The sequence below is a fragment of the Paenibacillus sp. IHB B 3415 genome (genome assembly GCF_000802655.2).
In the GTDB taxonomy this organism is placed as follows: Bacteria; Bacillota; Bacilli; order Paenibacillales; family Paenibacillaceae; genus Paenibacillus_AQ; species Paenibacillus_AQ phytohabitans.
The window spans coordinates 152168-171171 of the sequence record NZ_JUEI01000002.1 but is presented as its reverse complement, the minus strand read 5'-3'; the positions used below and the strand labels follow the sequence as shown (position 1 = coordinate 171171).

The following is a 19004-nucleotide window of genomic DNA, read 5'->3' as shown; positions in this document are numbered from 1 at the left end:
CCAGTAGGAGTTATCTGGGCTAAAGCTGCCGGCTGCTGTTGCCGGGACGCCAGCGCCTAGGAGATGCCGGAGGAGGAGGAGAAACGGACGGGAAGCCGGGATCATCTCCTCCTTTTTGCTTGATTGGACAATAGGCAACTTATCTATACCTGCAAAGGAAGAAGGAAAGAGGCTATGAAGTGGACAAAAAGCAGAGCCGCCGCAGCTTCCGGTGTCCCGCTGTGTCTGGCCGCTATCCTGCTGTTAAGCGGAGGCGGAGTCCCGGAAAGGCTCGTTGGGCTTGAGGGGAAGGAGACAGCTTCCGCCAAGGCCCAAGGCATACCGAAGCGGATGGCAGCAAACGCCGAGGTGGCACGCATCAACGGGCATACGGTCACGGCGGCGGAGCTGCAGTATGCGATGGGACTCCAGCGCACGAAGGTGATTGAATACTTCCGGGGAACTTACCATCAGGCGTATGAAGAGAACTTTTGGGAGCTGGAGATTGACGGTGAGAATCCGCTGGAGCTGCTCAAGCGCGAGGCGCTTACCTCCTGGACACGAAGCCGGATTCTGCTGGAGATGGGTCATGAAAAAGGACTTGTTGACAGCACGGACTTTGGCGGGCTGCTCTCTGAGATGGAACGCGAGAACAAACGGCGGGCTCAGGCAGCCGCTTCCGGGAAAGCGGTGTTTGGTCCGGCCGGGCTGGATGAAGGCAGCTTCATTCCTTATTATCTGAGCAATCTGGAGGTTGCGCTTCGGGAGAGAACGCCAGGGGCCGGGGAGCGCGGACGTGAAGATGAACCGGCACCGGAGGATCAGATTAGCAGCATTCCTGAGGAACGGGAACTTCAGTTTACCCGCATTTCCATAGCCTACCGGAGCGAAGGGGAGGGTGCAGCAGAGAACAAGCCGGGAACTCAACAGCTTCTGTCTGAGGTGCGGCAGCTTCTTCTTGATGGCAGAAGCCCGGAAGAGGCAGTTGTGGAGCTGAGAAATGACAGCGTTTCCCTTGGTGGGTTGACCCTAAGCAGTGAAAGACTGGACAGTGCTAACGCCAGGGTGTATTTCCGTGAGCAGGGCCAGCTGTACGCCTGGCTGACCGGAGAACGGGAGTCCGGCGAGATCAGCCCGGTCATGGATGAAGGCTTCACAGGGGAATGGGTAATGGCGGTATTTGGTGATGCAGCACCACAGAAGCCCGGAACGCTGAAGCCCGGGACAGCAGCGGAGCAGCGGAAAAGGGAAGCGGCGGCGGCGACAGGCTTCGGGCGGGAACTGGAGCAGCGAATCCGTACCGCCCGGATTGAACTAACGGAGCCGGAATATTCCGGCCTGCAAATGCAGTAGCATACCAATCATAACGGGAGGTTTAAGCGAAGATGATAAGAAGACCATGGCATCAGATGAACAAGCTGATTTTGACGGCAATCCTGATTCTGGCATCTGTACTGTCCGTAATGGTTCCGTCAACGGTCCGCGCAGATGGTACGTCCTATTATGTCGATTCAGCAGAGGGCAGCGACAGCAATACGGGCGGCTCCGAAGCCCAGGCCTGGAAGACACTCGACAAAGTGAATGCCACCGTCTTTCAGCCCGGCGACCGCATTCTGTTCAAGGCGGGCGGTGTCTGGACGGGGACGCTGTCACCCCAGGGCTCGGGCAGCGAAGGCAGCCCGATTCAGATTGACCGGTACAGCGAAGGGGCCAAGCCGTTGATTGCGGGGGGAGGCGCCGCCGCTGCCGTATATTTTTACAATCAGGAGCAGTGGGAAGTCCGTAATCTCGAGATAACCAATAATGCAGCCAGTCCGGGCGAGCGCAGAGGCATCCATGTCAGTGGCAGCAGCGGAAGCTGGACCAATCCCAAGGTCTATAAGCATTTCGTATTCGAGAATCTCGATATCCATCAGGTCAAAGGGACGACGGCCACCGATTATGTGCATAATGGCGGAATCATCGTCTGGGGTCCGGACTGGGATCTGCATGTGTCGGACGTGGTCATCAAGAATAACCGCATCTATTCGCTCGACAGTGTAGGAATCTATCTGAATGGAGCACAGCGCACCTACTCCACCGGGCTTAAGGTGCAGAATAATGTAATTAACGATGTGGCTGCCGACGGTGCGGTTGTGCTCAATACAACGGGCGGGCTCATCGAGCATAATGTGGTGTACGATACCCATGTCCGCGCGTCCGGATACCATGTGCCGCTGTGGGTATGGGGCACGAAGGATGCGGTCATCCAGTACAATGAAGTATACAACACCGCCCCCGGCGGCGACGCAATGGCCTTTGATGCGGATTACAACAGTGATGGTACTATTATCCAGTACAACTACAGCCACCATAACGCAGGAGGTATGGTACTGGTCGTCAATGACGGGACAACCGCTTCCAATTACAATACCAATGCGGTCGTCCGCTATAATATCAGCGAGAATGATGGCGGGGCGGTGTTCAATCTGAACGGTCCGGCCAGCGGCGCAAAGTTCTATAACAATAGCGTCTATCTGCCGCTCACTTCAAGCACCAAAGTGGTCAATTACGGCTTTTGGGATGGCTATGCTTCAAATACGGCCTTTTACAACAACCTGATCTATAATCTGGGCACCGGGGGATATCAATTCGGCTCCAGCACCGGCAACGTTTTCGAGAATAATCTGTTCTACGGCAACCATCCGGCGAGCGAACCGGCTGACCCGCACAAAATCACCGCTGATCCGAAGCTCGCTTCGCCAGGCTCGGGCGGCATCGGCCGCGGCACGCTGGCCGGTTATCAGCTGCTGAATACCTCTCCGGCCATTGGCAGCGGCAGAATCATCAGCGGCAGCGGCGGCAGTGATTATTTCGGCAACCCTGTTCCGGCAGGCATTGCCCCCAATATTGGGGCATACCAGGGAGCCGGACTGGACCCGAACAATCTGCCTCCGCTGCCGCAGCCGCCTTCCCAGAGTAATCTGCTGCTCAATTCCGGTTTTGAGACAGGTGATTTCAGCAACTGGCCGCTTCATTACAATGGAGCTTCCATCGTGAATACCGGAGCGCACACCGGTGCCTACGCTGCGGCACTTACCGGCAACTATGCCGGAATGGAGCAGAACATTGGCGGCCTGCATCCGAACACCATGTATAAGCTTTATGCTTACGGAGCAGCCAGCGGCGGCGGCTCAGCCGTATTCGGAGTCAAGAACCACGGCAACGCCGAACAGAGTGTCTATATGACTGCAGCTGATTATACCCGCAAGGAAATTACATTTACAACAGGGGCCTCCAGCACCAGCGCTACAATTTTTCTGTACAAAGCCGGAGGGGCGGGGCAGGTGATGTTCGACGATTTGGAGCTGATTCAATTCAGCGCATCTCCTGCCGGTCCAACCGAACCGGTGTTCACCGAAGGAGGAAGTGACGAATTCAGCGGGGCGGCTCTGGGCAGCCAATGGACCTGGGTGCGGGAGAACAGTGCAGCCTGGTCGCTGACGGCCAATCCCGGCTCTATGCGGATTACTGCCGAGAACGGAGAAATCGCAGAGGGGGCTGCAACGGCCAAGAACCTTCTGCTCACCGGAGCGCCTGAAGGGGACTGGACCCTCGAGACTAAGCTGACGGGATTACCGGCGTCCCCATGGGCCCAGGGCGGACTGATTGTCTATGAGAGCGATGCAACCTTCGTCCGGATTACCCGGATGTACGGCAACGGCAACGAATTCCAATTCACTGCGCAAAAAGATGCCGTACGGCAGCATGTCGAAACCGCCGATACTTTGGGCTCTGCCGTATACCTCAGACTCGTGAAGGCAGGCAATACGTACAGCGGCTTCTATTCCGCTGATGGTGTGAGCTACCAGCAGGCCGGAGCGGATCAGACAGTGGAAATTGCAGAGCCGAAGATCGGCCTGTTCACAGGAGGTGGCACGGGATTTACGGCAGACTATGACTATTTCCGGTTCATTCCGGCGGAGCCGGAGCCGGTCAACCTGCTGCAGAATTCCGGCTTCGAGAGCGGTGATTTCACCGGCTGGTCAGTCCATTATAATGGTGCTTCGATCTCATACACTGCCCCGCATACAGGAGACTACGCCGCATTGCTAAGCGGGGCGGCTTCGGGCATAGAGCAGACGGTTGCCGGGCTGCTTCCGGACACGACCTACAGGCTGTCCGGCTTAGGACAAAGTGTAGACAGTGGTGTAGCGGTATTTGGGGTCAAGAATTACGGCGGCGCATTCACGGATGCCTGGGGCTTCGAGCAGGGCACAGGATATGTGCACAAAGAAATTGAATTCACAACAGGAAGCGCCAGCACCACCGCCACGATTTATCTGTATAAAGGCAGCGCCGGCGGAGAAGTCTATTTCGACGATCTGGTGCTGACGGCAGTGCAGTAGAGTCCAAGGTATCACAATAGATCAAGTATCGGATAGTAAACCCTGCAGTCAAAAGGAACGGTTCTTCAAGCCACTTCAGTGACTTAAAGGACCGCTCCTTTTTTAAATGGGGCTAACAAAGGCCGTTAGTTCAACAAAGGTAATTCAGCAATATTTTTTAACCCCGGCTTTCAGTTTAATACTCAGTATGGATCAACTTTATATTAGGATTAATCATTGGATTGATGGAAGCGCTGCTATATACTTTCATTGTAAAAATCAATGTCATTATAGTAAGGGGCTGCAGCAATGAGAGAACTTAAGGGCAAGCATGTCGTTCTTCATGATAATGATCTGAAACGCAGGGAAGAAGCAAACCGGCGTTATTTAATGAAACTGACGAATGATAATCTCCTGTTTAACTATAAAGTAGAAGCGGGAAGATATCATGGCAGAGATATTCCACAGGATGCACATGGGGGCTGGGAGACGCCGGTCTGTCAGATCCGGGGGCATTTCCTTGGACACTGGCTGTCTGCCGCAGCTATGCGGTTCCATGAGACCGGTGATCTGGAACTCAAGCTCAAAGCGGATCTCATCCTGGACGAGCTGGCGGAATGCCAAAAGGATAACGGCGGACAATGGGCTGCGCCTATTCCTGAGAAATACCTGCACTGGGTTGCCCAAGGCAAAGCGATATGGGCTCCGCAGTATAATATCCATAAATTATTCATGGGGCTGGTGGATATGTACCAGTTCACCGGCAGTCAGAAGGCACTAGAGATAGCCGATCGTTTCGCAGACTGGTTCGTGGAGTGGAGCAGTACCTTCACCAGAGAGAAATTCGATGATATTCTCGACATGGAGACAGGCGGGATGCTGGAAGCGTGGGCAGACCTGCTTCATATTACAGGGAATGATAAATACAAGACCTTGCTGGAGCGTTATTACCGCAGCAGACTGTTCCGCCCGTTACTGGAGAACAAGGACCCGTTGACCAACATGCATGCCAACACTACCATTCCTGAGGTACTCGGCTGTGCCAGAGCTTACGAGGTTACCGGCGAGCAGAGATGGATGGACATTGTCACGGCCTACTGGAAATGCGCGGTCACAGAGCGGGGAACGCTGGCCACTGGCGGGAATACGGCCGGTGAAGTGTGGATGCCGAAGATGAAGATCAAGGCCCGCCTCGGTGATAAGAATCAGGAGCACTGCACGGTGTATAACATGATTCGTCTGGCAGAGTTTCTGTTCCGGCATACCTCCCATCCGGCCTATGCGCAGTATATCGAATATAATTTGTACAACGGAATAATGGCTCAAGCCTACTACCAGGAGTATCATTTGACCGGCAATAAGCATAATGATCCCGCCACCGGGCTGCTCACTTACTTCCTGCCGATGAAGGCAGGGCTGCGTAAGGATTGGAGTACAGAGACCGACAGCTTCTTCTGCTGTCACGGAACGATGGTACAAGCCAATGCGGCATTGAACAGAGGCCTATATTATCAGGATCACAATGATGTCTATGTATGCCAGTATTTCCATTCTGAGCTGACCACGGAGATGGGCGGAGAGAGCGTCCGGATTCATCAATCGCAGGATCATATGAGCGGAAGCATGCTGGACTCTTCGAATACGGCAGGGCAACAGGAATTGAATGAGATTACTGCGCTTCACGAGAATCTGCCTAATTATAAAAAGTATGATTTCGTCGTCTATACTGACTCTTCTAATGAGTTTGCCATCCATTTCCGGATTCCGGACTGGATCCTGTCGGAAGCCGTCATCTATGTGAACGATCAGCTTCACGGGAAATCCGCGGATCACAATGCATTCTATACCATACTGCGGAATTGGAAGGACGGCGATCGAGTCAGTATGATTCTGCCTGTCGGGATCCGGTTCATTCCTCTGCCGGACGACGAACAGACCGGAGCCTTCCGGTTTGGTCCTGAAGTGCTGGCCGGAATCTGCGAGAACGAACGGATTCTGTTCACACCGTCAGAGGATGTGACCGCTGAGATCTTCATGGAGAATGAACGGGAGTGGGGCAGCTGGCGCTATTTCTTCAAGACGGCCAATCAGGACCCGGGAATTCAGCTGAGAAGAATTCGCGATATCGGTTATGAACCCTATCAAGTGTACTTCACGGTAAAAAAAGCTTAGTCGCTTATTGTTGGAACAACCACCTGCGTAAGTTATAGTGGCTGTCCACCATTATAGGCTGCTTGAAAGGATGCCATGATTAGTGGCATCTTTTTGCGCTACAGATTGGCCATATGAGTTAGCAGCAGCCAGTTCGTCCCGCAGAATCTTGAAGTCACCCTGCGCACAAATCATATAGAATTCTATATTTTGGAATGTTAGACTTCTTGGTAAGCACTATAGATTTAAATGTTGTACGTTTTGCAACTTTGATTGATGGATAGCCGAGTGATCGGGAGGATTGTTGTATGAAATACAAGAATAATCCGGCTGAGCTGCTTGAGAGGGGTGAAATACTGTTTTTGTACATAAAAAATATTCGTAGAATAGGAGAGAATAAAATGATTGATTTATTACAATTACAAAAAAGAGTTTATCAGAATAAAGTTGCGAAAGGATTTAATGTTACAGATATTTTTCAAGAATTTTGTTTTATATATGGCGAATTATCAGAGGCTTGCGAAGCTTATCTGAAAAAGAAAGACGATTTGGGTGAAGAATTAGCTGATGTTGCACTCTACTTAATAGGACTTTCGGAACTTCTGGGAATTAACCTGGAAGAAGAGATCATACATAAAATGGAGAAAAACGAAAAAAGAATATACGAGAATAAAGATGGTGTGCTTACAAAAGTAAGCGAATAATATATAGATTTCCTGCAATATGATTTTCAGCAGTTGATCGATCCCTTTTACACCAAACAGGCCAATGATCTTCAAGATCATTGGCCTGTTATTCTGTTCTTAGTAGACGCCTACCGCATTGTAAGCTTTGGTTACGGTAGTTACTTGAGCCGAGCCTGCTCCAAACAATTCCGTAGCCGATTGAATGATTGCTGTGCGTGCAGCAGAGAAGTTGGATGAGGTTGTAAGGTAATATACAAGTGCATTGTAATAGATTTGAACGGCATCCTCACGGCCGATACCTGTGACCGTTACACCGTTAAACGTACCGCCTTGGGCAGCCAGATAGAAAGCTTTGTTATTGATCCCGCTGTTCGTATGCACACCGCCTTCATCACTGGTACCAGTATAGCGGTCACTGTATTTGTCAGGCTGTCCGTACAATGGGGGATTAGCCAGTGAGCGGAGTGCGTCACCCGCTACACCCGGTGTATATACTTTATCGCCGATCAGCCAGTTCGCACCTTCAATTGAATTTCCGATGATGTCGGAGAAGGACTCATTCAGTGCCCCTGGTTCTCCGTAGTATTCAAGATTGGATGTTTTCTCAGTTACACCATGCGTCAGCTCGTGGCCCACAACATCCAAGTCGCCGGACAGCAGTGTAAAGGTAGATCCATCTCCATCACCAAACACAATTTGCGCACCGTTCCAAAAAGCGTTGTTATATGAAGTATAGTAATGGACGGTGGAACGGATCTGCAGTCCGTTGTTGTCCAGGCTGTTGCGGCCGAAATGCTGGAGATAATAGTCATAGGTTCTCTCAGCATACGTGTGGGCATCAACCGCGGCTTTGTCTGTCCAGACATTGTTGGTGCTGGCTAAGAGCGTCCCCGGAAGAGAGGTCTTGTTTTTGGCGGTATAAGTCACAATGCCCTTGCCGCGGGTGCTGTCATAGAGCTGATAGGTAGAACCCGAGAGGCGTGTCTCGAACGTTTTGGTATCTCCAAAAACCCCAGTACCCGTACCCGTCAGGTTCTCTAAAATATTATATTTGAACAGTACGCTGCCATTCTCCGCAGAAATGAAGTACCGTATCCGCAAAGGCTCGGGCTCCAGAACATTCACTTCCGTTTTATAGGCTAATTTAGGTTCTCCGTCAACGATGAAATAATATAAATCCGCTGTAGGAGTAACTTGCGGCTCACCAAGCGGTCCATGTTCCAGCGTGGCATCCTGCTCGGCTGCCAGGATGGCATCTGCTCCGGAGATGGTTTGGAGCTGAATCAGCGGCTGCGGAATCGTCTGGTAAACATCTTCAACTACGCTTCCCAGCAGGGAGGTAACGTTGCCGGCTTTGTCGATATGCAGAGTTTGATCGGCTCCATATACCGGTATCCCCGAGATATACTGGCTTAACCGGTAGTGCTGGCTGCCGGTCTTGCTGTTTGTATTTTGCTCTGAAATTTTGAATTTTCCCCGAATATCCTCTTTAGCCGAAAGATGCAGGTTCCCTTTAACACTTTCAAGATACCCCCATACTTTGTCCTCAGAAGCGGAGCCAGCAGGAGCTTTCCAGGATTGGTCCGTAATCGAAATAGGGGACGAGCCTGAGAAGAGCTCGACAGGATTATTGCGTTCATTGTTTTCAGCGGCAGTGCCCACCGAGGCAAAGGACCCAAGTGCTACAACACCTGCAAGAAGTGAAGCTACAGTCTTTTTCATAATTAATACTCCTCCGATCAAAATGGTTGGTTTTAAGTTATGCCGGGTTCTTGTAGACAACCTTTATCTAGCCTGTGTACTCAAGCTGCGATCTGGGGTGCAAGGACTTAGGCGGCGAACAACCTTAAATGTACGGAGGGAGAGAGTGTGGAGACGGCAAAACCCCTTTCATGAAATTTACAACTACACTCTTGTTCACAGACCTCCAAAATGGATATAAATGAAAATAATGTAATTATAGTGGTTTTATTATATTTTGGAAATTGAATATCAACTGTGATAAGAATCACAATTAATGCAATAAATTTAATAAATGATAATTATGCAACAGCGAAATTCAGTACTCATATTACTGAACTATAGCCCTTTGTTTAGAAACTGCACTTTATTGACTAGTAGGTTCACATCCTTAAGTACAAGGTTCTGAAGGATCAGGCTATCGGTCAAATTCATGGGCTTGGGTAAGGAACTGAGCCCAAGGGCTGATGTTGACGGAACGAATCAGTTAAAGAGGGCGCCCCGAAACGGGAAGCAAAGCCCGTACAAGTACGACGGCGACGGACTGATGCGAGAAAAAATAACGGACCAATCAAGAACCTTAATAGGCCAGCAGCAGAAAAGCAGTATCACAATTCACCTTACCAAGTTGTATAATATGAGAGGAAAGTACTTACTACTTTTGCTAACTGTTCATGAAATGTTCTAGCAAAATTGGTAGATGCTTTACTATTAATAATTAAGCGGGGATAAGGTTATATGAAACGAAAGAGTTTGATTTATTCGTTAATGCTAGCAATTATAGTATCGGTTGTATCCGGGAGTGGTAGTATTCATGCGGCTGCACGGAACATCACCGACATTGTCAAAGTGACCAAACCTGCTGAGATAAAAGTTGAGGAGTGGAAGTCATACGAAATAGCCATCACTGACTGGACCGATGCAGACGTTACGGAACATGACTTCACTCCAATCTCTTCAGATGAGAATGTTGTCAAGGTAGTACGGAGAACGAATTGGGTTTCTGAACTTCATGCAATAAATAAAGGGATTGCTACCTTAACTGTCAATATTGGAGATAAGTTTGAACCTTATGTATTCACTGTTCAAGTGGTGGATGAGTATACAGTCATTCCTGAACCAACTTCTGAGCCAACAAAGCCGGTAGTGATAAAGGAACCTACCCGTGAAGAAATCATGTTACAGGATATGGAAGATTTCAATGAACAGTTGCAGCCAATAGCAAGCTATGAAACGAAAGCCATAAATACGTTTAATCAAAATAGACTCCTGAACGATTCAACAAGAAAGTCACTCTTTCTTACTTTAAACAATACTGTATTGCCCAATTATACTAAGTTTGTATCCGGGTTGAAAAACCTCAAAGCCAATAATGCAGAGTTGAAAGAAATACATACCTACTATCTGGCAGGAGCAAAACTCCAGCTGGAAGGATTCACTATAAGGCGGGACAGCTTGAAGACGACCAAAATAAATTGGTCCAAATTCCATGCAGGTGAAAAGAAGGGGGCAGAAGGTATTAAGCAATTGAACAAAGCCGGGATGCTTCTTGACAAGTATAAAAGTAAATATGTCAAATAAATAATTCACTATACAGGTTGTATTTCGAATTACTGTGATATCGCGTGGACGAGACCGAGTAAACAAGGTCTCGTCTTTTTTAAAGAAAACTATATCTATTAATATCACTGCATCTTCCATCTGCCTGGCAAGAAGAGAAGGAATAGTGTAATTCACAAATATTATAGCCGGGCTTCAACAATAATGCACATCAGACCCTTACGCTCCAAGAGCGAAGCTGTTAACGTAAAGCTATCATAAAAGGAGATTAGCGATGAGGATTAAAAATCTGATTGCAGGATTATTATATGGATTCACTGCCAGCCTGGTAATTGGTTTCCTTATAGCAATTTTCGGAAACGGTGTTGCAGGAGGAGCAGGAAGTGATGGCTGGTTATGGTTTTTCTTGACTTTATGTGTTCCGTTATCCTTGTCGTTTGCTATATCCGGTTTTCAATTCCACTGTATCCAATTTAAAGGGGCCAAATTTGTGGTGTTATGTATGATCATCGCATTTATAAACGTGTTAATTATGGGGACAGCAGGTGCCATTATTGTTAGTGGTGAAACCTGGGGATATGAAACCGTTAACATTGAAGGTTATTTGCAATGGGGTCCTGTTTACGCTGTTCTTTTCCTGCCCTTATCTACACCTTTGGTAGCAGGACTTTTATTCGGATTACGAAAATCATTGAATATGATATAGGCGTGTTGATTTCCTGTGCCGACACATAACCGTTCAGGGCCTTTCGGACTTCACTGCGGATCATTGGAAACAGGTGCTCCTGGTGCATAACACCCCCGCCCAAGATAATACGCTTCGGTGACAACAGAAGAATTACGTCTGCAATGGCTTGGCCCAAATAATAGGCCTCCATTTCCCATGCGGGATGCTTGACCGGCAGCGCGGAGCCTTTCACACCCCAGCGCTTCTCAATGGCTGGTCCTGCCGCCAACCCCTCTAGACAGTCACCGTGGTATGGACACAGGCCTGCGAAATGATCCTCTGCATGCCTCCGGGTCAGCACGTGTCCGCCTTCAGGATGAACAAGCCCGTGGACCAGTTTACCCTCTGTATACACGCCCACTCCGACACCTGTTCCAATTGTATAATAGACACAGCTATCCAGTCCTTGAGCCGCGCCCCACTTTACCTCACCAAAAGCAGCAGCATTCACATCCGTATCGAATCCAATCGGCACAGGGAAGTGCCGTTTCATATAACCCACAAAATCAAAACCTGTCCAGCCCCGTTTCGGTGTAGTAGTTATATGTCCATACAAAGGGCTGGAATGCTCCATATTCAGCGGCCCAAACGAACCGATCCCGATTGCAAGAGCACCCGCATCCTTAAAATAGGCAACCGCCTGTTGTAACGTCTTCTCCGGAGTCTCCGTTGGAAAGCTAATCCGGTCCAGGATTTCACCTGCCTCATTGCCCAAACCGCAGATGAATTTTGTGCCGCCTGCTTCAATCGCCCCAATGATCATATGATGTTTTCCTCCTGTTTGGAAAGGATAGACTTTCCCGTTAAATTATTGGTAAACGTTTTACCTAATTATTATTTTCTAAATATAAATCAAATCAATAACCCCACTATACTAACAAATGAAACCGTTGACAAGAAAAAATAATATGATAATATATGTTTGTAAAACGTTTTACTAATGGAGATGATGACAATGAAAAAAGTATTCTACAGACCTGCGAATGGCTGGGTAGGAGACGTAATTCCGTTTTATGACCAAGGGGAGTACAAGCTTTATTATCTTCACGATGAGAGAGTGGGGGGGGAGTATGGCAACCATACCTCATGGAATTTGGCGGCCACTGGAAACGGGCTTGATTTTGAGGATTACGGAGAAGTATTGCCAAATGGCAATGAGACCGAGTTAGACCGGAACGCGTATACCGGATCTGTGATCCGGGACAAGGAAGGCCTGTATCATCTATTCTACACGGGACATAATCCCAACCCTGCGTTCTGCAAGGATGGTAAGCCCTTACAAGTTGTACTGCGGGCCACTGGCACCGACGGAATTCATTGGACGAAGGACAGTGAATTCAGGCTTTACGGGGATGAAGTGATCTATGAAGCGTTTGATTGGCGTGATCCCTTTGTGTTCTTCAACGAAGAGAAGCAGGAGTATTGGATGCTGGTCACTACCAGGGAAATGAACTCCTCTGAGAAAAGAGGCGGGTGCATCGCACTTCTGACATCGGATGACCTCCTGAGCTGGGAATTCCGTGAGCCCTTCTACAGCCCGGACAAATACATTACGATGGAATGTCCTGATTATTTCCAGATGGGAGAATGGCATTACCTCGTCTACTCCACCTTCAGTGAGAAGTTTGTCACCCATTATAAAAAGAGCAAAACCATCGATGGCTTATATACCTCACCGGTATTGGACACCTTCGACGGCAGAGGGTTCTACGCAGCCAAGACAGCCTCCGACGGCGAGAAGCGGTACGCCTTTGGCTGGGTGCCCTCGAAGAAGGGCAGTAATGATTATGGGGATTGGGAGTGGGCAGGGACACTGGTTGTCCATGAAGTGTACCAGAACGAACTGGGAGAGCTGCTTGTGAGAATGCCGTCTTCCATCTATGGACATTTTAATAGGAACGAACAAATTATTCTGCAAGAGGCGGACAATTGCATGAAGCAGGGGGACAGGCTGCAGCTGTCTTCACCGGATGGGCTGGCGTATAGCGTGCTTAACCCCTTGCCTTCTCAGGTCATGCTTGAGGCTTCCTTTACGGATTGGCAGCATGTCAAGGACTTTGGGATCGCGGTTCGCACGGACCAGACGCTGGACAATGGTTATTTCATCAAGTTTGATCCTTTTCACAACCGGATCACCTTTGATATGTGGCCGAGAAGGGAACCGGGATTTTTCCAATGGCAAATCGCCGGGGACAAGCCGCAGATGATTGAGCTGGAGCGTCCACTTAATTTTGCCGCTTATAGCCGGATTCGTATTAAGCTGATTCTGGAAGAAGATATCCTATGTCTGTATGTCAACGATGAAGTCGCCATGACAACACGAATTTATAATTTCAAAGACGGACATTTTGGTTTTTTTGCCAATGAGGGTGCTGTGAATGTTGAGGACATTAGCATGAAGACAGCCGCTGAGCGTTAACTGGCAAGGATGGATTCACAGAACTTATACCGATCAATCTATTGGAGGGGGTATTACAATGACAAAGAAAGCATCAAAAGTGTTCACCGGGCTTGCAGTTTTCTCCTTGGCAGCAACAGCTCTGGCGGGCTGCGGCAGTTCCGCAGGCAACACAAGCTCAGGTCAAGCCGGCGCCTCGGATGCACCTAAGGAGCAGACGGTGACATGGCTCTCTGCCAGACCGGAGAATGGAGCGATTGTCCAGACGATCCGTGAGCTTGCCGACCGGTTCGCCGCCGACCATCCGGGCTTTAAGCTGGACCTTCAGGTGACGGCGGACCGACCCTCTTATCTTACTAAGCTCAGAACGCTGGTTGCTTCAGGACAGATGCCCGATTTCATTGACAGCGATGCCGACCCTTTTGCCCAGGAGCTTGTAAATGCAGGCTTACTGGTGGACATGGAGAAATTTCTGAAGGATGAGGGGATGTACGATAAATTCTATGAGCCCGCGCTGAAATACCAGGAGCTGCCGGATGGAAGCTTGTATCTTCTGCCAATGGAATATCACATGGAAATGACCTGGTATAACAAAAAAATATTTGCAGATAACAACCTTGCTGTGCCCAAAACCCTAGACGATCTGGTTGCAGTCAGCCAAGCGCTCAAAGACAAAGGGGTTACGCCTATCGCTGTAGACGGCGTTGATGTATGGCCGGTATTGCGTTATGCAGCCATGTATCCGTTCCGGACTACAGGTAATCAGTTCATCCGTGATTTGAGCCAGGGCAAAGCCAAAATGTCCGATGAGGCAGGCATGCAGGCAGCTACCTTCGCTGCTCAAATCGGTAAATACTTTCAGGAGGGATTCGCAACCACGGATTATACTACAGCCAAAAATCTGTTCCTGAACGGAGAAGCTGCCATGTACAACATGGGCACTTGGGAAATACCATCCTTCGTGGAAGAAAGCCTGCCGGAAGGACTCAAGGGCAATGTGGATTATTTCTATCTTCCAACCACCAGCAATGCGGTTACACCGGAGAATGAATTCTTCGGCAACAGCGGCATCGGACTCGGGGCTTCTGCCAAAACGTTCGATGGGCTGCCGAAGGAATTCCTGAGCTATGTGCTGAAAAATTATAGCGATGTCTATGTGGCCAAACAACAAATGTCACCGCTGAAATTCACCATTGATGATGAATCCAAATTCTCCGAGTTGTTCCTGCGGATCAAAAAGGATATGGACAACTATGGTTCAGAGTTTGCCAAGCCTTGGGATACTCTGCTGGATCCGAACACCAACTCGGTGATGAGTGATCTGATTACCAAACTGACCATGGGCTTTATGACTCCAGATGAGTTTGCCAAACAGATTGATGATGCCATTGCCAAGAACACAGCCAGCAAATAAGTAACCTTGACATTTCTTCACCCGGGCTTGTAGGGCCGGGTGGAGCCTTTTATCAATAATAGCGTAATTACAAAAGCGGGGTGACCCTAAATGAATGTGCTTAAGGACAAAAAGGCATGGCTGGTTTTCATCTTGCCTGCTTTGATATTTTATCTGGGTACGGTTTTTGTTCCCATTATCCAGTCACTAAATTACAGCTTTCAGCAATGGAATGGCATTCAGGAGCCGCGTTACACCGGCTTTGATAATTATATTGCGATGTTTAGCGATTCCTATTTCTGGAATTCAGTGCAAAACAATCTGGTGTACGTAGTGATTGTGGTATTTATGCAGGTGTTCATCGGCTTGTTCTTTGCCCTGCTCCTATCCTATGTCACGAAAGGTGCAGGAATCTTCAGAACCCTGTACTATTTGCCGGCGGTTGTTGTAACTGTGGCTATTGCGCAGATGTTCCGTAATTTCTACTCGCTTCAACCTCTGGGTCTCATGAATATGTTCCTGGACTGGGTGGGAATGGGGCATCTGCAATCGGCCTGGCTCTCCAATCCCCATACGGCATTAATCGCTGTGTCCATTCCCGAGGGATGGCGGTTTATCGGGATGTATATGGTGATCTTTTATGCAGCTCTGATTGCGATCCCCAAAGAAATCGAAGAAGCGGCCAGAATTGACGGTGTAAACGGCTGGCAACTGATTCGTTATATTAAGCTTCCGAGCATCATGCATGTGCTGAGCCTGGCTTTGATTATGTGCACAACCGGGGCGCTGCGTGGCTTCGATATTCCTTACATTATTGGTGTTCCCGGATCTGCTACCGAGCTTGTCACCACCTATATGTACAAGCAGGCATTCTCCACCATCCAGTATGGATATGGAAGCTCAATTGCCGTGTTCATCGTTATCGAAAGTCTGCTTGCAGTATTGATCATCCGGGCTATTTTTAATTCGAAGAAAGGAGATGCCTGATATGCCTGCGAGAAAAAAGCTCTCCTCTTCACTTTTGTATCTTCTGGTGATTGTGATTCTTTTGATTCAAATCTACCCGGTAGTGTGGCTGATGCTGTCCAGTTTCAAGTCGAGCATTGAGCTGACGACACGGCCGTTTGCCATGCCTTCGTCCTGGTCGTTTGAGAACTATGCCAGTGTATTCCGGGAGAGCAGTTTGCTCCTGTATATCAAGAATACCGCCATTGTAACCTTTACCTGTCTGGCTCTAATTATTGTACTCAGCGCGACGGCAGGATTTGCCCTTGTCAAAATGATTAACCGGCTGAATTCGAAGCTGCTGCTGTTCTTTACAGTCGGCATCATGATTCCGATTCAGGTTACACTGATTCCTCTGTTTATTATGTACAAAGATTACGGGCTGTTGAATTCGTATCCGGCACTGATCCTGCCGCAGGTCGGTTTTGCTCTGCCTCTGTCAATCCTGATCTTTACCAGCTTCTACAGGTATGTTCCCAATGAGCTTATCGAGGCTGCAGTCATCGACGGCTGCAACATCTATCAGGTGTTTGTCCGGATTATTTCACCGCTTACGGTCAATACAACCATTACAGTGGCATCAATTAACTTTATTTTCATCTGGAATGATTTCGTATTCTCCAACACGTTCACGAATGACAAGGCATACAAGACGATTGCTGTCGGGCTTCAGGAATTTATCGGAGCTTTTGGGGCAACGGATTGGGGCCAGACTTTTGCGGCAATCAGCATCAGCATTATTCCCATTATTATTACGTACTTGTTCCTGAACAAATATGTAATGGCCGGGGCGTCGGACGGCGCAGTCAAAGGATAAAGGATAAGGAGACGATAAACTATGCAATCGATGGACCAGCTGTTTGGCAGAATGAAGGGCAAGAGCAGAGCGATTACGGCGGAGAATCCGCAGGGCCTCAAGGGACAAGGGGGCCAGGCGGAAGGGCCTCTGGGTGTTGCCCGCAAAGGCAAGGCGTTCATCTCACTCGCTCAGGGAGAAACCGCAACGCTTGTAGATATTGAAGGTCCCGGGATCATTCAGCATATTTGGATGACCGTAACGGATAAGACCGAATCCGGCTGGTTTGTCCTGCGCGATCTGGTACTCCGGATGTATTGGGATCATGAAGAACAACCCTCTGTTGAAGTCCCTCTCGGGGATTTCTTCTGCAACGGCTTTGGTGCACGTGCAGTTGTCAATTCACAGCCGGTAGTGGTGAATCCGGTCGGCGGCATGAACAGCTACTTTGCTATGCCGTTCCGCCAAGCTGCCAAAATAACCATTACGAATGAGCATCCGCAGGGCATTGAAGCATTCTTCTATCAATTCGACTACAGGCTGGTTGATGAGCTGGATGAGGATACCGAGTATTTTCATGCCCAGTACCGCAGAGAGAATCCCACTGTGCTGAGGCAGGATTACACTTTAATTGATGGAATTAAAGGGAGGGGCAAATTTATCGGCACATATATGTCCTGGACTTCCCTATCCCGTTATTGGTATGGTGAAGGAGAAGTGAAATTCTATATCGACGGTGACCGGGATTGGCCGACAATCTGCGGCACCGGGGCAGAGGATTATTTCGGAGGCGCCTGGGGATTTGTGAAATATGACAACGGAAACCCGGTACAGGAGCAGACCTACTCGACCCCATATATGGGTTTCCCATATTTTGCGACGAGGGATGACACCCGCTCCCATATTTATGACGGGGCGGCTTGCCCGATGCGGGGCTTCTACCGCTGGCATATCCTCGATCCGATTCTGTTCGAAGAGGATCTGAAGGTGACTGTACAGCAAATAGGGCATGACGGCCAAGCCTTATTTGAACGCAGTGACGATATCAGCTCGATCAGCTACTGGTATCAGACAGAGCCTCATCAGGCGTTCCCTGAATTTCCGGACGTAATGGAAAGACGTCCACGTTAAGCGTGGACGTAAAGTTGTGCAAGTAAATCCGCAGAGGTGCAGCAAATGGCAAAACAAAGAGTTACACTAGTACAGGTCGCCAAAGATGCAGGCGTATCGCCTGCAACCGTCTCTCATTTCATGAACGGTAACTTTCACCGGATGGGCCCGGAGACCCGGGAGAAAATAAGCGACTCGATTACCAAACTAGGGTACCAGGTGAACCCTGTTGCCAAAAGCCTGATTACCGGTAAAATGCATACCATCGGACTCGTTCTGTCGAACAGCACTTATGACGGTTATTTCGAAGATTTATATTTCCTGCACTTCGCCAAGGTGCTGAAGCAGCATCTGAAGACCATGGGATACAAGCTGATTCTCCTGGACTTTGATGAAATCTTCATGAATATCCAGATGGTGGATGGGATTATTGTAAAGGCGACCCTGGAGACAGAGAAGTTCATGCCGAGGCTTATGGATCTCAATGTTCCGGTCATCACCATTGGACGGCATAATTTATCCTATGGTGCTCATATCGTACGGGTGAACGACTATCAATGCGGCCAGACGGGTGTAGACCATTTAATGTCACGGGGGTATCAAAAAATCATTATTCTGACCTATCCGCACGGACAGGTCCCCGGATTTGACGACCGGTTGAACGGTGCCTCCCAATCTATGCAGGAGAAGGGGAATCTTACAACGGTTATTACGGGAGATATGACGGAGAGCTTCGGGTACGAGACGGTCACGCAGCTAGCCGGGAATGGACAGCTGCCGCAGGCGTTATTCTGCCTGAACGACATTTCAGCCATAGGTGTTCTGAAGGCTTGCAAGGATCTGAAATTATCCGTACCTGAGGATCTTGCGGTACTGGGTGTGGATGACATGCCGACCGTGTCGGAACTGCTTAGTCTCTCCACCATCCGGCATCCGATTAACGAGCTGGCAATGAATGCCTCAGAGCTTATGATTCAATCCATTGAATGGAAAGGGGAGCCTGCCCAGCCCGTAGACAGGATGTTCCCCATTGAATTGATGGCAAGGCATACCAGCTGAGCAGATATGGAAGAATGCGTGAAGGGTAGAGAA

14 protein-coding genes are annotated in these 19004 nt (G+C 49.0%); 12 read left to right on the top strand and 2 right to left on the bottom strand.

The annotated features are described in order from the left end of the window. Nucleotides 1-174: 174 nt before the first annotated feature. From QW71_RS01260 to QW71_RS01245, 4 genes are all read left to right on the top strand, one after another. A complete protein-coding gene (locus QW71_RS01260; RefSeq protein WP_039292064.1) occupies nt 175-1332 on the top strand; it encodes a hypothetical protein in 1158 nt (385 codons plus the stop codon). Nucleotides 1333-1364: 32 nt separating this feature from the next. Beyond that, nucleotides 1365-4367 (top strand): right-handed parallel beta-helix repeat-containing protein, encoded by a 3003-nt coding sequence (locus tag QW71_RS01255; protein WP_039292062.1) that lies wholly within the window; start codon nt 1365-1367, stop codon nt 4365-4367. A gap of 288 nt (nt 4368-4655) precedes the next feature. Continuing rightward, nucleotides 4656-6518 (top strand): beta-L-arabinofuranosidase domain-containing protein, encoded by a 1863-nt coding sequence (locus QW71_RS01250; RefSeq protein ID WP_039292059.1) that lies wholly within the window; start codon nt 4656-4658, stop codon nt 6516-6518. Nucleotides 6519-6805: 287 nt separating this feature from the next. Beyond that, entirely contained in the window at nt 6806-7201 is a 396-nt protein-coding gene (locus QW71_RS01245) for a MazG-like family protein (RefSeq protein WP_200905864.1), read from the top strand. Between the two features lie 99 nt (nt 7202-7300). Here QW71_RS01245 and QW71_RS01240 read toward each other — a convergent pair whose 3' ends face one another. Beyond that, nucleotides 7301-8905: a M4 family metallopeptidase gene (locus tag QW71_RS01240; protein ID WP_039292056.1), complete on the bottom strand. Its 1605-nt coding sequence runs from the start codon at nt 8903-8905 to the stop codon at nt 7301-7303. A gap of 756 nt (nt 8906-9661) precedes the next feature. Between QW71_RS01240 and QW71_RS01230 the strand changes: the two genes are divergently transcribed. Together QW71_RS01230 and QW71_RS39645 are read left to right on the top strand one after the other, a co-directional pair. Beyond that, complete coding sequence (locus tag QW71_RS01230) at nt 9662-10504, top strand: hypothetical protein (protein WP_039292051.1); 843 nt, start codon at nt 9662-9664, stop codon at nt 10502-10504. Nucleotides 10505-10757: 253 nt separating this feature from the next. Next, nucleotides 10758-11189: a hypothetical protein gene (locus QW71_RS39645; protein WP_152679663.1), complete on the top strand. Its 432-nt coding sequence runs from the start codon at nt 10758-10760 to the stop codon at nt 11187-11189. On the opposite strand, the gene QW71_RS01225 is transcribed toward QW71_RS39645, so the two are convergent. Further along, entirely contained in the window at nt 11131-11973 is an 843-nt protein-coding gene (locus tag QW71_RS01225; protein WP_047013544.1) for an ROK family protein, read from the bottom strand. The genes QW71_RS39645 and QW71_RS01225 overlap by 59 nt on opposite strands. Before the next feature lie 192 nt (nt 11974-12165). On the opposite strand from QW71_RS01225, the gene QW71_RS01220 reads away from it, so the two are divergent. From QW71_RS01220 to QW71_RS01195, 6 genes are all read left to right on the top strand, one after another. Then, on the top strand, nt 12166-13629 hold the full coding sequence (locus QW71_RS01220) for a glycoside hydrolase family 32 protein (RefSeq protein WP_039292048.1): 1464 nt from the start codon (nt 12166-12168) through the stop codon (nt 13627-13629). 58 nt (nt 13630-13687) lie between these two features. Beyond that, nucleotides 13688-15022 (top strand): ABC transporter substrate-binding protein, encoded by a 1335-nt coding sequence (locus tag QW71_RS01215; protein WP_039292045.1) that lies wholly within the window; start codon nt 13688-13690, stop codon nt 15020-15022. Nucleotides 15023-15112: 90 nt separating this feature from the next. Continuing rightward, a complete protein-coding gene (locus tag QW71_RS01210) occupies nt 15113-15988 on the top strand; it encodes a carbohydrate ABC transporter permease (protein WP_039292042.1) in 876 nt (291 codons plus the stop codon). A gap of 1 nt (nt 15989) precedes the next feature. After that, entirely contained in the window at nt 15990-16823 is an 834-nt protein-coding gene (locus QW71_RS01205) for a carbohydrate ABC transporter permease (protein ID WP_039292039.1), read from the top strand. 21 nt (nt 16824-16844) lie between these two features. After that, complete coding sequence (locus QW71_RS01200) at nt 16845-17933, top strand: glycoside hydrolase family 172 protein (RefSeq protein ID WP_047013543.1); 1089 nt, start codon at nt 16845-16847, stop codon at nt 17931-17933. Between the two features lie 45 nt (nt 17934-17978). After that, nucleotides 17979-18971 (top strand): LacI family DNA-binding transcriptional regulator, encoded by a 993-nt coding sequence (locus tag QW71_RS01195; RefSeq protein ID WP_039292036.1) that lies wholly within the window; start codon nt 17979-17981, stop codon nt 18969-18971. Nucleotides 18972-19004 lie beyond the last annotated feature (33 nt).

Excerpts from the sequence above, each read along its gene's own strand:
- QW71_RS01220 (WP_039292048.1), top strand. The coding sequence starts at position 12,166 with ATGAAAAAAGTATTCTACAGACCTGCGAATGGCTGGGTAGGAGACGTA.
- QW71_RS01240 (WP_039292056.1), bottom strand. The coding sequence starts at position 8,905 with ATGAAAAAGACTGTAGCTTCACTTCTTGCAGGTGTTGTAGCACTTGGG.
- QW71_RS01230 (WP_039292051.1), top strand. The coding sequence starts at position 9,662 with ATGAAACGAAAGAGTTTGATTTATTCGTTAATGCTAGCAATTATAGTA.
- QW71_RS01255 (WP_039292062.1), top strand. The coding sequence starts at position 1,365 with ATGATAAGAAGACCATGGCATCAGATGAACAAGCTGATTTTGACGGCA.
- QW71_RS01205 (WP_039292039.1), top strand. The coding sequence starts at position 15,990 with ATGCCTGCGAGAAAAAAGCTCTCCTCTTCACTTTTGTATCTTCTGGTG.
- QW71_RS01225 (WP_047013544.1), bottom strand. The coding sequence starts at position 11,973 with ATGATCATTGGGGCGATTGAAGCAGGCGGCACAAAATTCATCTGCGGT.
- QW71_RS01210 (WP_039292042.1), top strand. The coding sequence starts at position 15,113 with ATGAATGTGCTTAAGGACAAAAAGGCATGGCTGGTTTTCATCTTGCCT.
- QW71_RS01195 (WP_039292036.1), top strand. The coding sequence starts at position 17,979 with ATGGCAAAACAAAGAGTTACACTAGTACAGGTCGCCAAAGATGCAGGC.
- QW71_RS01260 (WP_039292064.1), top strand. The coding sequence starts at position 175 with ATGAAGTGGACAAAAAGCAGAGCCGCCGCAGCTTCCGGTGTCCCGCTG.
- QW71_RS01200 (WP_047013543.1), top strand. The coding sequence starts at position 16,845 with ATGCAATCGATGGACCAGCTGTTTGGCAGAATGAAGGGCAAGAGCAGA.
- QW71_RS01245 (WP_200905864.1), top strand. The coding sequence starts at position 6,806 with ATGAAATACAAGAATAATCCGGCTGAGCTGCTTGAGAGGGGTGAAATA.
- QW71_RS01215 (WP_039292045.1), top strand. The coding sequence starts at position 13,688 with ATGACAAAGAAAGCATCAAAAGTGTTCACCGGGCTTGCAGTTTTCTCC.
- QW71_RS39645 (WP_152679663.1), top strand. The coding sequence starts at position 10,758 with ATGAGGATTAAAAATCTGATTGCAGGATTATTATATGGATTCACTGCC.
- QW71_RS01250 (WP_039292059.1), top strand. The coding sequence starts at position 4,656 with ATGAGAGAACTTAAGGGCAAGCATGTCGTTCTTCATGATAATGATCTG.